Consider the following 16,084-nt stretch of genomic DNA (forward strand, 5'->3'; position numbering starts at 1 on the left):
GGTGCGCAGGTGGAGCAGATCAGCGTGGTGACGACGGTGGTCGACGCGCGGTCGGTCGCCGATCTGCTGGCTGCCGCCGCGGTGGCCGGGCGATTGGCGGCCTGCGCGCAGGTGGGCGGCCAGGTGGACAGCACGTACTGGTGGCGGTCGGGGGTGGAGACCAGCACCGAGTGGTCGGTGCAGTTCAAGACCGCACCCGACCGGGTCGATGCGTTGGTCGAGCAGTTACGGGCCAGCCATCCCTACGAGGTGCCGGAGATTCTGGTCACCCGGGTGGACTGCGGCCATCCCGGGTACGCCGCCTGGGTCTTCGAGCACACCCGCTCCTGAGTACGCGCACTCTGGTGCCGACGGCGCTCCGCCGTCGAGGATGACGGCGTGGACAACGCCTACCCCTGCCCGGCCTGCGGAGGCCCGGCGAACCTGAACTCCGGCTGCACCGGCTGCGGCCGGCCGCCGCATCCGGCCGCCGCCGAGGTGATCCGGCTCGACCGGGAGATCGCCGCGCTGGGCGGTGAGGTGCAGCGGGCCCGTCAGGCGTACGAGGGGTTGGTCGGGCGGCTGGACACGGTGCGGCGACGGCGGGACGAACTGGCCGCTGCGGTCCGGGCCGAGTTCCCGATGCCCACCGCACCGCCGAACCATCGCGCCGCACCGGCCGTCGGCGGGCATCCGGCGCCCGCTCCGGTGCCGATCGGTGGCCGGCCCGCTTCCGTCCCGGTTCGTCCGGGTGGCGCGGAGACGTCGACGCGGACCGTGCAGGGCCTGCTCTTCGTCCTGGGTGGACTGCTGCTCGGAACGGCGGCGACGGTCTTCACCGCAGTGGCCTGGGCGTCGGTCGGGGTGGCTGGTCGGGCAGCGATCCTGCTGGCGTTCACCGCGCTGCTGCTGGCGGTGCCGCTGATCGCACGTCGGCGAGGGCTGCGCGGCACCGCCGAGACCTTCGCCGCCGTCGGGCTGCTGCTGGTACTGCTCGACGGGTACGCCGCCTGGTCGGTCGACCTGTTCGGGGTGACCGCCTGGCCGGGCAGCCGGTACGCCGCCCTGGTGGTGGCGATCAGCGCGGCGGTGACGGTCGGTTACGCCCGGTTCAGCCGCCTGGCCGTGCCGTGGTTCGCCGCGCTGCTGGTCGTTCAGCCGCTGTTGCCGCTGCTGGCCGCCGAGGTCCGACCGGAACCGGCCGGGTGGGCGGTGGTCTTCGTCGGGGCGGCGGTGGCCGACCTGGCGGTGGTGGTGGCGCTGCGGCGGCGGGCCGGTGTCGTCGCGGACGAGGGGGCCGCGACGACACCGGCGGTACGGCTGGCCGGGACGCTCCTGGCCTGGGCGTGGTTCGCCGGTTGGCTGCTGCTCGCCGCAGGCTGCGCACTGGTGCCCCTGCTTGTCGGTCGGGCGGCTGGGGTACCGGTGCTGGCTGGCGGACCGATGCTGCTGGTGGCGCTCACCGCCTTCGGGGCGGCGTTGCTGGCCGGTGGCGGGCCGGCACGGGCGCTGGCGGCCGGTGCGCTGGTGCCGGTGCTGGCAGCGGCGATTCTCCGCCCGGTGGTGGAGTTGCGCGCCTCGGTGTGGCTGCTGGTGGCAGCGCTTGTCGCGGCCGGGCTGGCCGGCGCGGTACGGCTGCTCCCGTCCGGCTGGCGGGCCGGTCCGCGCGCGGGGGCGTTGCTGGTGGCCGGCGCCGGTGGGCTGCTGGCGGCGCTGGCGGGACTGCTGCTGGCCGGTGCCGCCGTGGGCCGGTCGTTGCCGCCGTGGCGGGGAGCCACGGCGGGCCCGTTGTTCGCCTGGGGTTGGCAACTGCCGGTGGCGACGACGCTGACGTCGGTGGCGGTGGCAGTGCTGCTGCCCCGGGCGGCGCGGTCGGCGGTGCTGGTGGCCGGTCTCGCCGCGACCGCGTTCGCCGTGCCGGTGGCCTGGGCCGCGCCGTGGCCGGCGGTGGTCGCGATCGACCTTGCGGTCGGGGTGCTGTTGCTGGTCGCGGCGGTGGTCCGACCGACGCTGCCCACCGTTGCGGTGCTGACCTCGGCCTCGGCCGGTGCGGCACTGCTCGGGCACGGGCTGCTGGTCGGGCTGGCCGACCCGATCGGTGCCGGTGCCGCCTGCGCGGTGGTCCTGGCTGCCGGGCTCGGCGTGGCGGTTGCCGGCCGAGGCGGCGACCCGGTGCGGCGGATGGTGGCCGGTTGCGGGCTGGCTGCCGCGGTGCTCGTGGTGCCGGCGGGGGCGGCGATCGGGCTGATCGGCGTCGGTGCCCCGCCGTGGTGGCAGGCCCGGGGCGCGCTGGCCGCCGTCGCGCTGCCGGCGGTGGCGCTGCTCGCGCTGCGTCGATCCTGGCCCGAACTGGCCGGGTACGCCGCGACCGGGCTCGCCGTGGTGGGGGTGCTGACCGGGCTGTCGCCCCTGGTCGTGCCGGGTGCCGAGCGGGTGGCGGTGTACGCGTCGGTGGCGGCCTCGCTGGTGGCGCTCGCTGGATTCCGGGCCCGCCCGGTGGGGCTGTTGCCGGTGGCCGGGCTGGGCCTGGCCATGGTGGCGGTGCTGGCGGCCGTGCCGGTGGTGGTGACCGCCCTGCTGACGCCGTACGGGCCGCCACCCGCCCCGTGGTCCGGCGTTCCGGCGACTCGCCTGTCACCGGACGCGCTACCGGTCGGCCTGGCACTGGTGCTGCTGTCCTTGGCGGCGGCCCTGTTCACCTGGCCGACCACCCGCACCGCCGCTGCGGGTTCCTCCGCTGTGGGGGACGGCGCTGGTACCGGCCCCGTCGGTGGTTCTGCTGGCACCGACAGCGCCGGTGGTGACCCGGCCGGTAGTGGCCGGGCTGGCGGTGGCCGGGCTCGCGGCAACGGTATCGATGGCTGGCAGGTCGCCGGAGCGATGCTGCCCTTCGTGGCCGCCGCCGGGCCGGTGCTGCTGGTCGCCGCCGCCGTGCCCTGGCCGGTGGTGCCGGCCGCAGCTCTGCTGGGTGGCGTGGTTCTGCTGCTGACCGTTACGCTGCGGCACCCGGGCGGGCCGTTCGTCGGAGTGGCCATGCCGGTCGGTCTGGTGCTGGCGGCGGCCGGGCTGCTCAACCTCCAGGCGACCCGGGCCGGCACCCTGGGCGGACTGGGCCTGTTGGTGGTGTCGGCGACGGCTGTCGGCGTGGGCGGGCGTCACCTCGCGGTACGCGTGCTCGGGTGGCTGGTCGCGGTGGCCGCGGCGACCGGGTTCGCGTTGACTGCCCCGCTGGCTGGCGGGCAGCCGCCTCACGTGGCGGCGTTCGCGGTGCTCGGCGTCGCCGTGGTCAGCCTCGCGCTCGCCACGACGCTCCCGTCGAGCCGATGGAACCGGCCGGGATCGCTGCCTCCGCAGCCGGGCGCCACGTCCGGGGCGGCGGTGGCCACCTGGACGGCTTCGGCGGTGTCCGCCCGGCCCGCCCAGGATGCGCTGGTGGGTCGGGTGCTGGACGCCGCCGCACAGGCGGTGGCGCTGCTCGCGCTGCTGCTCACCCTTGGGGCACTCCGGCATGCCGCGACGATCTGCGTGTTGTGGGGCGTCGCGATGGGCGTCCGGCTGTTGCGTCGGGACGAGTCGATCGAGCGGCGCCGGGTCTTCGCCGGCATCGGCGGGGGCAGCGAACTGCTGGCCGTCTGGCTGCTGTTGGCGGCCGGCGGAGTCAGCGTGCTGGAGGCGTACACGGTGCCGCTGGCCGCGGCGGCGCTGGGGGCTGGTGCGGTGGGGCTGCGTACCCGGCCTGGGCTGAACAGTTGGCTTGCGCTCGGCCCGGGCCTGGCCGCCCTGCTGCTGCCCAGCCTGACCGTCGTGCTGTTCGGCACCGACCCGCACCCGTGGCGACGGCTGCTGATCGGCACCGCCGCACTCGCCGTGACGCTGTTCGGCGCGGTCCGCCGCTGGCAGGCGCCGGTGCTGCTCGGTGCCGGCACACTGGCCTTGCTGGCCCTGTACGAGTTGGTGCGCAGCTGGGACCTGCTGCCCCGGTGGGCGTTCCTGGCTGCCGCCGGGCTGGCTCTGATCGGCGTGGCGACCACCTACGAGCGCCGTCGCCGGGACCTGCTCCGACTGCGATCCGCCGTCGGCCGCATGAGCTGACGCCCGGCCCACGACCCAGGCGACAACATCGGGGATTCTGCTGTAACAGGCAGCGGTGGAGGCGACCACATCCCTGATGGTGTCGCCTCCGATGAGGCGTCGCTGGTGGCGGTGGTGCCGGCCGACACCGGTAGGGTCTGGCCATGGCAGAGGTGCTCACCGCCGAGGCGGTGCGAGACGAGCTGGATGGGCTGGCGGGCTGGTCGGGAGACTCCGCCGGGATCACCCGAACCGTGGAGCTGGCCAGCTTCCCGGACGCCATCGCAGTGGTCGACCGGGTTGCCGTCGCGGCAGAGGAACTGGACCACCACCCCGACATCGACATCCGGTGGCGCACGGTGACCTTCCGTTGCGTGACCCACTCGATCGGCGGGGTCACCATGCGTGACATCCGGCTGGCGTGCCGGATCGACGAGATCGTGGAAGGTGCCCGATGAGGTTCGAGATCAGCAAGGTGCTGGACGCCATCGAGGGGCGGGTCTGCACCGACCCGCAGCTGGCCCGCGCGGTGCTCGACCTGGCCGAAATCATCCGTTACCAGGATCTCGACGGCGGGCGGCCGGCCAGTTCACTGCGCCTCGGCATGGTCATCGACGCGCTGGCGCGCAGCCTTGAGGAGGACAGCGTCCCGGTCTACGCGGTGGTGCACCGGGGGATGCTCTCCGACGCCGACCTCACCTCCAACGAGCGGATGGTGGTGCGCAGATGGGCCGACGACGGCCTGGTGGAGGTACTCGACAACCCGGGTGACCGGATGCTGGAGGTGGCCGACCTGCTCGGCCTGCCGGTGCTCAGCCGGGTCCGCTTCGACGGCCTGCGGGGACGGTTCCCCTGGCTGGTCGAGCAGCCGGGCCGGGTCCTCGCTCCGGTGCCGGGTGCTGGCGGTCCGGTCTTCATCGCCCACGTCGGCGGTGGTCACACGCCGGTCACCGGTCCGCCCTCACCGGCCGGTGCCCAGTTGCTCTCCCGCGAGTGGCGCTGCCCGGAGTCCGGCTGCACCCTGTTCGGCGGTGCCGGGGGCGGGGGCGCCTTCGCCGACCTGGCCCGGATCGACCGCGCACCGACCGGGCAGCCGCCACCGTCGCTGCGCAACGGCGTGCCCACCTGTCCCCGACACGGTGCGCGGCTGCGTGACGCCGGACCCCGGCCACGCAGCGAGGTCCTCGCGATCCGGGTCGGTGGCCTGATCCGTCGTCGCTTCGTACTCACCGAGGAACAGCCGGTGGTGATCGGCCGGGCACCGGAGGGCTCCGGCGGCATCATGCTCGGCCAGTGGCTCAACGACGAGGCGCGGCGCTGGATCAGCCGCAACCACCTGCGGCTGGAGTTGCGCGGCGGTGACGTCGTCGCCACCGACGTCAGCACCAACGGCTCCGGCGTACGGCCGGGCGGATCCCTCACGGAGGCGGACCGGATCCCGCTGGCCCCGCAGCAGTCCCGGGTGCTCGGCACCGGTGACATGGTGGAGCTGTACCCGGGGGTGCAGGTCGGCCGCCCGAACGAGTTCCCGGCGGGAGCGCCGTACAACCCGGACTCGGTGATGTCCGAGGCCCCGACGATGGCGATGCGCCTGCCGCGCTGAACGCCGGTGGGCGTCGGGACCGGGTCCCGACGCCCACCGGAGGGTACGACCGCTCAGCCGGCCAGGACTGCGGCCACCTGCGCCACCGCGTGGTCGATCTCCTCCTCGGTGATCACCAGCGGCGGGGCCAGTCGGATGGTCGAGCCGTGCGTGTCCTTGGCCAGCACACCCCGCTCCATCAGCCGCTCGCAGGCTTCCCGGCCGCTCATCAGGGCCGGGTCGATGTCCAGGCCGGCCCAGAGACCCCGACCGCGTACCGCGACCAGACCCTTGCCGATGAGGCCGCGCAGGCCGGCTTGCAGCCGCTCGCCCAGCGCGGCGGAGCGGCGCTGGAACTCTCCGGTCGCCAGCAGCCGGACCACCTCGGTCGCCACGGCGCAGGCGAGGGGGTTCCCGCCGAAGGTGGAGCCGTGCTGTCCGGGCTGGAGTACGCCGAGCACGTCGGTGTCGGCGGCCACCGCGGAAACCGGCACGATGCCGCCGCCGAGCGCCTTGCCCAGCAGGTACATGTCCGGCACGACGCCCTCGTGCTCACAAGCGAAGGTGGTGCCGGTGCGGCCCAGGCCGGACTGGATCTCGTCGGCGATGAACAGCACGTTGCGTTCGGTGCAGAGCAGCCGTACCCCGTGCAGGTAGCCCTCGGGTGGCACCACCACGCCCTGCTCGCCCTGGATCGGCTCCAGCAGCACGGCGACGGTGTGCTCGTCGATCGCCTCGGTCAGGGCGGCCAGGTCGCCGTAGGGGACGATCCGGAAACCGGGGGTGTACGGCCCGAAGTCGGCCCGGGCGTCGGAGTCGGTGGAGAAGCTGACGATTGTGGTCGTACGCCCGTGGAAGTTGCCCTCCGCGACCACGATGTTGGCCTGGCCGGCCGGTACCCCCTTGACCTGGTAGCCCCACTTGCGGGCCACCTTGATGCCGGTCTCGACCGCCTCGGCCCCGGTGTTCATCGGCAGCACCAGGTCCTTGCCGCACAGCGCCGCCAGCTCCCGGCAGAAGTCGGCGAACTGGTCGTGGAGGAACGCCCGGCTGGTCAGCGTCAGCTTGTCGAGCTGGGCGTGCGCGGCGGCGATCAACGTCGGGTGCCGGTGGCCGAAGTTCAGCGCCGAGTAGCCGGCCAGGCAGTCGAGGTAACGCTTGCCGTCCACGTCGGTCACCCAGGCGCCCTCGGCGGAGGAGATCACCACCGGCAACGGGTGGTAGTTGTGCGCGGTGTGGCGCTCCGCGTCCTGCACCGCGGCCGGGGTCCGCAGCATGTCCTCGATCATCGGTTCGCCTTTCCCTGACGGAGTCGCAACGTGCAGCACTTCGGGCCACCGCCGGCCCGACGCAGCTCGGACAGGTCGACGCCGATCGTCTCGTAGCCCCGGTCGCGCAACTTGGCGGCCAGACCGGTGGCCTGCTCGGGCAGCACCACGTGCCGGCCGTCGCTGACCGCGTTGAGCCCGAGCACCTCCGCGTCGGCCATGGTGGCGTGCACCGCGTCCGGGAAGAGCCGGCGCAGCACGGCCTGACTGCCGGGCGAGAACGCCTCCGGCAGGTACGCCACGGTCCGCTCGTCGAGCACGCTCAGCGCGGTGTCGAGGTGGTAGAAGCGCGGGTCGACCAGCTGCATGGTGATCACCGGGTAGCCGAAGACCTCCTGGAGCTGGGCGTGCGAGGCGTGCGCGGTGCGGAAACCGGTGCCGGCGAGCAGGTGGTCCCCGGCCAGCAGGACGTCGCCCTCACCCTCGTTGACGTGCTTCGGGTCGTACATCTCGAAGCCGGCGGCCTCGAACCAGGCGCGGTACGCGGGCGCCTCGTCGGCGCGCTGCGGGTCGCGGAACTGCACGGCCATCGCCTTGCCGTCGATCACGGTGCCGCCGTTGGCGGCGAAGACCATGTCGGGCAGGCCCGGCACCGGCGCGATCTCCTCGACGGTGTGGCCCAGATCCAGGTAGACCTGGCGCAACCGCTCCCACTGCCGCACTGCGAGGTCGGCATCGACCGGTGCGGTCGGATCCATCCACGGGTTGATCGCGTAGTCGACGGCGAAGTACGTCGGCCGGCACATCAGAAAGCGCTGGCGGGTGGCGTCCATCGTCATTGTCCTGCTCCAAGCCTCGGGCGCGCCCGGCCACCGTCGGCCCACGGGCTGGCGCCGTGGTTCAACGGTATGCGGGCTCGACCAGCCGGATCCACCGCGAACCCTTGCATTGGGCGGCAGATCATTGCGTATGGCACCCGGTTGGAGCAGATTCGTTGCGTGCGGCTCCCGGCCCGGCTCGCGGGTTGAGGGTCGCCAGGCAGCTGTCCGGGGACGACCGCCCCGGACATACGTCAGGGGCGGCGAACCGCCGCCCCTGACGAGCATGTGCGCCCGGCTGGTGAACCACCAGATCTGATCGGGCTACGGTCGGTTCCGCACCGACCGGCACCGGTGAACCACCGGCGGGCCGAAAGTGCCCGTTACAGGCGGTCGACAAACTGTGAATCAAGCCACTCGCGGAAGCGGACCACGACATCTCCGTCGGTGGACGGCCAGTCGTACTGGCCGGTCATCGCCAGCACGCCGAGGACCACCGCGCCGAGGCCGAAGGCGATGCCCAGCAGCGCGTCGGACTTGCCGGCGATGTGGCGCCGACGGGTGGCCATCAGACCGAGCACGGCGAGCACCGCTCCGACCGCGCCCAGCGCGATGCCGTACCCGGCGAGGGCGCCGGTGAGCACGAACAGGATGCCGCCGACGCCGACGATCAGGCCGAGCGTGGCCAGCAGACTGGCCCGGGGCCGTGGCCCGACCGGCGCCGGCGGTACGTCCCGGCCGGTTGCGCCGTCGGGGGTCCGGTCGCCGTCGACCCTGCCGTCCCGCTCGACGGTGCCGACGCTCCGGTCCCGGTCGACGTGGCGATCCGCGTCGCCGGCCCGATCCCCGTCGGCGGTGCGGTCGCGGTCTGTGGTGCGGTCGGTGGTGTGGAGGCCATCGACGGGCCGGTCCCGGCCGCTGGCGCGGTCACCGTCGAGAGTGCGGTCCACGCCGGTGACGCGGTGGCCGTCGACGGTCTCGGTGGTGGCGGCACGAGCGCGGCGGGAACCGTGAACCGTGGATCGGGCGGTGGCGGCACGGTCCTTGGCGGCGCGGTCCGTGGCGGGCTGGCCGGCGACCGGGTCCGCAGCGGTTCGGCGGGTGGTGCTGCCGTCGGTGCGACCCTCGACGCCGGACCGCTCGTCGGGGCGGGTGTCGGTGGCGACCGTCCCGGTCCTGCTGTCGTCGGCTGCCGGCGGCGCCGGTTCCTCCCGGCGCAACAGCGAAGAAAATTTCATGGGTTCACCTCCTGATCGATGCGTGGATGGCGGCATCAGCCCCGTATCGCCAACCACGCCACAACACCCAGCAGGTACCCAACCCCCACCCACCCGACACCCCACCCCGCCCGCTCCACACCGCACTCCTCGTCGATCATGCAGTTGTGGCAGGCGACGGCGAGGGCTGCGGCGGGGGCGGGGTGGGGGTGGGGTGTTAGCGGGGGCGGATCAGGGGGGCCAGGGTGGCGGTGAGGAGGGCCAGGCGGCGGGGCCGGGAGACCCGGACGGGACGCTTGCGGACGCAGCGTACGAGGATCTCCACGGCGTCATCGACTGGAATCATCAGCGGTCGGAACGAGCCCTTGGCCATCTTGGTGTCGACGAATCCGAATCGCACGGTGGTCACGTGCACGCCGTGCCGGCGCAGCGCCGCCGACAAACCCGTCAGGTACGACGACACTCCGGCCTTCGAGCCGGCGTAGCCGGGCGCCTCGCCGGAGACCAGCCGGTCGGCGAGACTGGAGATCCCGATCAGGTGCCCGTCGCCGGTGGCCAGCATTCTCGGCACCACCACGGCAGTGGTCCGTACCGCGCCCATCAGGTTGACCTCGAAGGTGCGCGTCTGCGCGTCCAGGTCGGCCGGATCGAAAGGTTCGCCGATGCCGGCGGCGTAGACGCACAGGTCCACCCCGCCGAGCTCGTCGATCGCCTTGCCCAGCACGTCCGGATAGTCCGGCGCGGTGACATCGACGGTGTGGTGGGCGTACGTGGGGACGATGATGGCGTTGTCCCGCCGCGACAGCCCGGTGACCCGCCAACCGTCGGCGAGCAGTCTGCGGGTGAACGCCAGCCCGATGCCGTCGCTGTTGCCGACCACCACCGCACGGCGTATCCGATCCGTCATGACCCCGCCCCCATCGAGTCGACGTGGTGCCCGCCGTGCCGGCGGCCCGATCGGCAATTGAACCAGACGCCGAGGGCGATCCCTTACCGTCGAGTAGCAGCGTTTCCCGGGGACGGGCGACCGGTTCGGGGCGCTTGGCACGCCCCTGCCGGCCGTCACGACCTGGCAAGGCCGGGTCCGACCGCTGCTCACCGGCGCGCTGGCTACGCTTGGCGTCGTGCCAGAGGGACACACCATTCATCGCCTGGCGGCCCGGCACGCCGAGCTGTTCGTGGGGGACAAGGTGCTCGCCGCCAGCCCGCAGGGGCGCTTCGCCGACGGTGCCGCCCGGATCTCCGGCACGGTGCTGGAGGCCACCGAGGCGTACGGCAAGCACCTGCTGCACCACTACGCCGGTGAGTTCGCGCTGCACGTGCACCTCGGCCTCTACGGAAAGGTCACCGACGGCGATGGTGAACCGCCGGAGCCGGTGGGGCAGATCCGCCTACGGCTGACCAGCGACCGGCACTGGCTCGACCTGCGTGGGCCGACCGCCTGCGAACTGCTCAGCCCGCCCGAGGTGGCCGCGCTGCGGGCTCGACTCGGACCGGATCCGCTGCGCGCCGACGCCGATCCGGAGCGGGCGCACGCGCGGATCTCGCGCAGCGTGACGCCACTGGCGGCGCTGTTGCTGGACCAGACGGTGGTGGCCGGCACAGGTCTGATCTTCGTGACGGAGGCGTTGTTTCGCGCCGGTCTGTCGCCGCGGCTGCCCGGCCGCGAGTTGACCCCGGCCGGTTGGCAGGTGCTCTGGGCAGACCTGGTCGAGCTGATGACGCTCGCGGTCACCACCGGTCGGATCGACACCGTCCGCGCCGCGCACCTGCCCGAGGCGATGGGTCGGCCGGCCCGAGTCGACCGGCACGGGGGAGAGGTCTACGTCTACCGCCGCCCCGGCCAACCCTGCCACGTCTGCCGCACCCCGATCAGCCGAGGCACCATCACCGCCCGCAACCTCTACTGGTGCCCCACCTGCCAGTCCTGACCCGACCGGCGTGGATCTTGGTCCGGAACGGCCCTTCAGGGGGCCGTGCTCGACCAAGATCTGACCGAGACGCGGATCAGTCGAGGAGCCAGCGGACCACCTCGACATGGTCGGGGAAGACCCGGACGCCGTCGATGCTCCAGGCCGTCGTCTGACCGATCGTCCAGCCCAGGACGCGGTCGCGGTCCAGCCCCAGCTCGGCGCTGAGCCGGTCCAGGCGGTGGCGGACGGCCGCCCGGGAGTGGCCCAGCTCGGTGCCGCGCACCATCGGCACCACCGAGAACTCCCGCTCGCCGACCAGCGGTTTCGGGTCGATCACCAGCCACGGCTCACGTTCGGCGCGCAGCACGTTGGCGGCATGCAGGTCCTGGTTGACCAGGACCTGCACACCCTGGCTGCCGGTGAGCCCGCCGAGCAGGTCGAGCGCGGCGTCGACCAGCCGCCGCTCGAACGGCCGCCCGGCCCGCTCCCACTTCACCGGCAGCCGGGACACCCAACCGGCGGCGGCCTCCGCCAACGAAGTGAACGGCTGACCGGCCGGTACCCAGAGGCGGGGGAGCAGCGCCACCACCGCGTCGAGCGCCGCGTCGAGCGGTAACGCGTGCAGCGGGGTCCCGGGATTGCAACGCTCCACCAGCAGTGCCCGCAGGTCGGGGTCGTGGCCGAGCAGCCGGACGGCACCGTCGCCGTCCCAACGCCGCAGCGCGGTCGCCTCGTGCTCGCTCTCCGCGTCGGGGAACTGCAACTTGAGCACCGCCCGGGTGCCGTCCGGCAGCTCGGCCGGCAAGGCCAGGGAGGCGCAGGCGTACCCGAAGGGCGGCCCGAGCCGCAGCGACCAGCGCCGGGCGCAGGTGGCCAGCCGGCCCGGCAACTCGGCCAACCACTCCGGGCCACCCGGCACGTCGCGAAGCCAGGCCAAGCCGTCGGGGAGTCGCAGCGCGCCGGTCACCGGCTCATGGTGGCCGAGGCCGAGCAGCGGCCACAACCGTGATCAGCGGAGCCGGCGGATGTCACCGTACGCCCGGTAGAAGCCGCCACGGCCGGACTCCCGGACCTCGGTGACCAGGTAGCGGGCGCCCGGCTGGCGGATGCCCTTGGGGAACTGCACCGACCAGTTCCGGTGGTAGCCGGCGGACAGCACGTGCACCCGCAGCCGACCGCCCTGCTCGACGCACTCGACGATCACCCCGTCACCGGCGTCGCCGACGACCTCGACCTCGGTGACGGCGGCTGGTTCGGGCAGCCGGGCCGGGGCCTTCACGTCGACCACGTCGGGCACGTTGCCCGCCTCCGCCGCCCGGATCGCGGGCTCGCTGGCGTCGATGCAGGCCAGGTGGCCGCTGGTGGTCACCACGTAGAGGCGTTCGTCGTGGTACTGCATGGAGTAGGCCGATCCGCAGCCGGTGCCGAGCTTCCACAGCCGGGTGCCGTCGGCGGCGAAGCAGTAGATCGACGACTGGCTGTCACCGGCGAAGACGTAACGACCGTCGGCGGCGGTGGCGCAGGAGAAGACCGGCGCATCGGCGCGGTAGGTGCGCAGTGCCGAACCGCCGTCCTTGCCGAGGCGTACCACCTCGCGGGTGGCGGTCCCGGCGAACACGGCGTCGCGTTCCTGCCAGCCGAAGAGCACCGAGCCGGTGCGGGTGTGCCACAACTCCCGCCCGGTGCGCCAGTCGTAGCCGCTGACCCCCGTCGAGTCGCCGTGGTAGACGGCGTCGGCGTCGCAGCGCACCATCCAGGCCGACCGGCCGCGCCCGGCCCGTCGCCAGAGGAACTCGTCCTCGTGGTCGATGGCGGCGACCCCGCCGTCGGCGTCGGAGACACCCAGCACGCCGTCGTGGATGTCGAGCCAGTAGATGTCGATGTCGGGAACGATCGCGTACGCCACCCGGGGGATCTTGCCGGAGAGGTCGTAGACGTTGCCGTCGTCGCAGCCGGCGTAGATCCAGGCGTCGTCGGCGACGATGCACTTGACCCCGTCGGGAAGCCGGACCTGGTCCAGCACGCGGGCGTCGTGATCGAGGGTGGTGATCACACCGCGCTCGTTGCCCACCATGCAGGTGCGCCCGTCGACGAAGATGCCGAAGGCCGGTGCGCCGGAGTCGTACCGCCAGAGGACCGGGGCGGTGCGGGCGGTCGAGCGGGTGCTGACGATCTGCCGCCGAGAGACTGCCCGCTTCTGGCGTACGCCGCGGACCGCCGGAGCGTACCCCTTGCGGATCTTCTCGCCGATCTTCTTCGCCGCGGCGGCGCGGGCCCGCGCGTTGTCGGGATAGCCGGTGGTCTTCACCTGACCCTGGTCGCCGATCCGCCCGAAGCGCACGGTCATCGTGGCGTCGTCGACCATCACCTCGTAGAACTTGTGCGCGGCACCGTCCATTTCGGACAGTTCGAGGTAGGTCGTCTCCTGCGACATGGGAATTCCTCCGAGGGGTTGGCGTCGGCCCTGACCGGGCGGCGCGCCTACGCTAACCCGCGGCACCGACAGAAACCGGCCCCGGAGCCGTCAGCCGGCGAGCGCGTCCACGGCCTTGCGGGCGGCGACCAGCACCGGATCCCAGACCGGGGCGTACGGCGGGGCGTAGCCGAGGTCGAGCGCGGTCATGTCGTCCACCGTCATCTTGTTCCAAAGCGCCACGGCGAGGGTGTCGATCCGCTTCGCCGCCTCGGACCAGCCGACGATCTGGGCGCCGAGCAGTCGCCCGCTCGGCCGCTCGGCGATCAGCTTCACCGTCATCTGCCGGGCGCCGGGGTAGTAGCCGGCGCGGTTCGTCGACTCGGCGATCACCGAGACGAACTCGAAGCCGGACGCCCGGGCCTCGCGCTCCCGCAGGCCGGTGCGTCCCACCTCCAGCTCGCACACCTTGGTGACCGCGGTGCCGATCACGCCGGCGAAGGTGGCGTACCCGCCGCCGATGTTGATGCCGGCGACCCGGCCCTGCTTGTTGGCGTGGGTGCCGAGCGGTACGTGCACCGGCATGCCGCTGACCTTGTGCAGGGTCTCCACGCAGTCCCCGGCGGCCCACACCCCGGGCACCCCGGACACCCGCATCTGACGGTCCACCCGGATGCCGCCGGTCGGCCCGAGCGGCAGGCCGGCGGCGGCGGCCAGCTCGGTGTTGGGGCGTACGCCGAGACCGAGGACCACCAGGTCGGCCGGGATCGGCCCGTCGTCGGTGACCACCTCGCTGACCCGGCCGTCGCGCTCCGCCAGGCCGGTTACCCGTACGCCGGTGCGGATGTCCACGCCCAGCCCGCGCATCGCCTCGGTGACCAGCCGGGCCATGTCGGGGTCGACTGTCGACATCGGCTGCTCGTCGCGCTCGACCAGGGTGACCGACAGGCCGCGGCGGACCAGTGCCTCGGCCATCTCGACGCCGATGTAGCCGCCGCCGACCACCACCGCCCGCCGGGGCCGCGGCTCGGTCTCCAGCCAACCGCGCAGCGCCGAACCGTCGTCGAGGGTCTGCACCCCGAACACCCCGGCGGCGTCGGTGTGCGCCCAGGCTGGCTTCTTCGGCACCGCTCCGGCGGCGTACATCAGGGTGTCGAACGGTTCCCGGACCTCACCGCCGCCGTCCAGGTCCCGGGCGACCACCTCGCGGCGGACCAGGTCGATCTCGACCACCTCGTGCCGGATCCGTACGTCGATGGCGTAGTCCTCGCGGTGCACCTTGGGTGACCGGGCCACCAGTTGCTCCCGGTCGGTGACCAGGCCGCTGATCCAGTACGGGATCCCGCAGGCCGAGTACGAGGTGAAGTGCCCCCGTTCGAACACGACGATCTCCAGGTCATCCACGCCCCGACGACGGCGCGCCTGGGCGGCGGCCGACATGCCGGCGGCGTCCCCGCCGACGACGATCAACCGTTCCGCCACGCCATCACCTCTCTCGTCAGGCCGGGTCCTCGCCCCGGGTCTGGCGTGCCACGTCCTCCACCACATCCTCCAACCGCCCGGTCCGGGCGTACACCGAACGCTGCCGTGCGGCCCCGCTGCCGTGCCGGCGCAGCCCCTCCAGTAGGCCGGTCACCTCGGCCAGGTCGCCGTGTCGGTCGAGGGCCGGACCGAGGCGTCCGACGAGCTGGTGCAGCAGATCCCAGGCCGGCCGCAGCTCACCGCTGTGCGGGTCGACCGCCTCTCCCTCCAACCCGTCGTGGGCAGCCCGCCAGTGCGCGCCGACCAGCAGGTGATGGTCGGTCGGCAGCGGTGGCCGCCCGGCCGCGATGTCGTCGAGCGCGGTCGCCACCAGCCCACGGACCAGTGCGGCGATCAGGACCGCGTCGTCGACGGTCGGGCAGACGTCACCGATGCGTAGCTCCACCGTCGGGTACTTGGCCGACAGCCGGGCGTACCAGTAGAGCATCCCCTCGTCGAGCATCACGCCGCTGGCGATTAGCTGACGGATCAGTCGTTGGTAGTGCTCGTGGTTGACCAGGTAGGGCGTCGGCGCGACCGAGGGCCAGCGTTCCCACTCGATCGATCGCCAACTGGCGTAGCCGGTGTCCTCCCCGCCTGAGAACGGCGAATTGGCGGTGACCGCGTGCAGGATCGGCAGCCACGGCCGCACATGGTTGAGCACCTGTACGCCCGTGTCCGGGTCCGGCACTCCGACGTGGACATGCATGCCGTTGTTGCCCGGCCCGGGCACCAGCAGCCGGAACCGGGCGATCATCCGGTCGAAGCGGGGCTTGTCGACCACCGGGGGGACCGGCCCGTCGATCGGCCCGGTGCCGATCGCGAGCAACCGGGCGCCGGCCCGCTCGGCGGCGTCGGCCAGCGCGGCGCGGAGCAGGCTGAGCGAGTGCCGGATCGAGCGGAGTTCCAATCCGGGTGGGCTGCCGATCTCGATCTGACTGGTCTGGAACTCCCGCTCGACCTGTCCCCGCAACTCGGCGGGGACCTCCTCCAGCACCGCCTCGACGGCGGGCGTCGCGGCCCCGGTCTCCGGGTCGACGAGTAGGAACTCCTCCTCGACACCCACGGTGAGCAGGTCGGTTGCCTCGACCGGGGGACGCGGGGCGGTTGCCACCTGCCTGACCATCGCTACCACCGTCCACTTCCTCCCGGGCGGTCCCTCCGCACCGGGTCGGCCGGCAATTACCCCCTGTGGTGGCACCGGGAAACTCCGCCCGGGTGTGGCGGGGGTGTGCGCGATCCTCGGGTCGCCCGGATCGATCGATATTGACAACTGCGCGGGAGGAACGTACAACTCGTGAG

13 protein-coding genes are annotated in these 16,084 nt (G+C 73.0%); 5 read left to right on the forward strand and 8 right to left on the reverse strand.

The features are described from left to right. Positions 1–9: 9 nt before the first annotated feature. From cutA to O7624_RS21015, 4 genes are all read left to right on the forward strand, one after another. The gene (gene cutA / locus O7624_RS21000) at positions 10–330 is read left to right on the forward strand and encodes a divalent-cation tolerance protein CutA (RefSeq protein WP_093405300.1); all 321 of its coding nucleotides are present in this window, start codon (positions 10–12) and stop codon (positions 328–330) included. 48 nt (positions 331–378) lie between these two features. Beyond that, positions 379–4,071, forward strand: a complete 3,693-nt coding sequence (locus O7624_RS21005; RefSeq protein WP_282236971.1) for a hypothetical protein — start codon at positions 379–381, stop codon at positions 4,069–4,071. A 143-nt stretch (positions 4,072–4,214) separates the two neighbouring features. Beyond that, complete coding sequence (locus O7624_RS21010) at positions 4,215–4,508, forward strand: 4a-hydroxytetrahydrobiopterin dehydratase (RefSeq protein WP_282236972.1); 294 nt, start codon at positions 4,215–4,217, stop codon at positions 4,506–4,508. Continuing rightward, on the forward strand, positions 4,505–5,653 hold the full coding sequence (locus tag O7624_RS21015; protein ID WP_093405308.1) for an FHA domain-containing protein: 1,149 nt from the start codon (positions 4,505–4,507) through the stop codon (positions 5,651–5,653). Before O7624_RS21010 ends, O7624_RS21015 begins: the two co-directional genes overlap by 4 nt. A gap of 53 nt (positions 5,654–5,706) precedes the next feature. On the opposite strand, the gene rocD is transcribed toward O7624_RS21015, so the two are convergent. From rocD to O7624_RS21035, 4 genes are all read right to left on the reverse strand, one after another. Further along, complete coding sequence (rocD, locus tag O7624_RS21020; protein WP_282236973.1) at positions 5,707–6,921, reverse strand: ornithine--oxo-acid transaminase; 1,215 nt, start codon at positions 6,919–6,921, stop codon at positions 5,707–5,709. Continuing rightward, entirely contained in the window at positions 6,918–7,733 is an 816-nt protein-coding gene (gene ddaH, locus O7624_RS21025) for a dimethylargininase (protein WP_282236974.1), read from the reverse strand. Before ddaH ends, rocD begins: the two co-directional genes overlap by 4 nt. Before the next feature lie 368 nt (positions 7,734–8,101). Next, positions 8,102–8,956, reverse strand: coding sequence for a thrombospondin (locus O7624_RS21030; RefSeq protein WP_282236975.1), 855 nt, complete (start codon positions 8,954–8,956; stop codon positions 8,102–8,104). 196 nt (positions 8,957–9,152) lie between these two features. Next, positions 9,153–9,842: an SDR family oxidoreductase gene (locus O7624_RS21035; RefSeq protein WP_282236976.1), complete on the reverse strand. Its 690-nt coding sequence runs from the start codon at positions 9,840–9,842 to the stop codon at positions 9,153–9,155. Between the two features lie 217 nt (positions 9,843–10,059). Between O7624_RS21035 and O7624_RS21040 the strand changes: the two genes are divergently transcribed. Then, positions 10,060–10,866 carry a DNA-formamidopyrimidine glycosylase family protein gene (locus tag O7624_RS21040; protein WP_282236977.1) on the forward strand — a complete coding sequence of 269 codons (807 nt, stop codon included), beginning with the start codon at positions 10,060–10,062 and terminating at the stop codon, positions 10,864–10,866. 76 nt (positions 10,867–10,942) lie between these two features. Here the strand turns inward: O7624_RS21040 and O7624_RS21045 are convergent, their stop codons facing one another. The 4 genes from O7624_RS21045 to O7624_RS21060 all read right to left on the reverse strand — a co-directional run bounded on the left by O7624_RS21045 (position 10,943) and on the right by O7624_RS21060 (position 15,908). Beyond that, on the reverse strand, positions 10,943–11,815 hold the full coding sequence (locus tag O7624_RS21045) for an aminoglycoside phosphotransferase family protein (RefSeq protein ID WP_282236978.1): 873 nt from the start codon (positions 11,813–11,815) through the stop codon (positions 10,943–10,945). A 42-nt stretch (positions 11,816–11,857) separates the two neighbouring features. Continuing rightward, positions 11,858–13,282 (reverse strand): WGR domain-containing protein, encoded by a 1,425-nt coding sequence (locus tag O7624_RS21050; protein WP_093405318.1) that lies wholly within the window; start codon positions 13,280–13,282, stop codon positions 11,858–11,860. 90 nt (positions 13,283–13,372) lie between these two features. Next, on the reverse strand, positions 13,373–14,743 hold the full coding sequence (locus O7624_RS21055) for an FAD-dependent oxidoreductase (RefSeq protein ID WP_093405320.1): 1,371 nt from the start codon (positions 14,741–14,743) through the stop codon (positions 13,373–13,375). Positions 14,744–14,759: 16 nt separating this feature from the next. Further along, positions 14,760–15,908, reverse strand: a complete 1,149-nt coding sequence (locus O7624_RS21060) for a glutamate--cysteine ligase (protein ID WP_282236979.1) — start codon at positions 15,906–15,908, stop codon at positions 14,760–14,762. Positions 15,909–16,084: the final 176 nt, after the last annotated feature.

It is taken from the genome of Verrucosispora sp. WMMD1129, from assembly GCF_029581255.1.
Taxonomy (GTDB): Bacteria; Actinomycetota; Actinomycetes; order Mycobacteriales; family Micromonosporaceae; genus Micromonospora; species Micromonospora sediminimaris.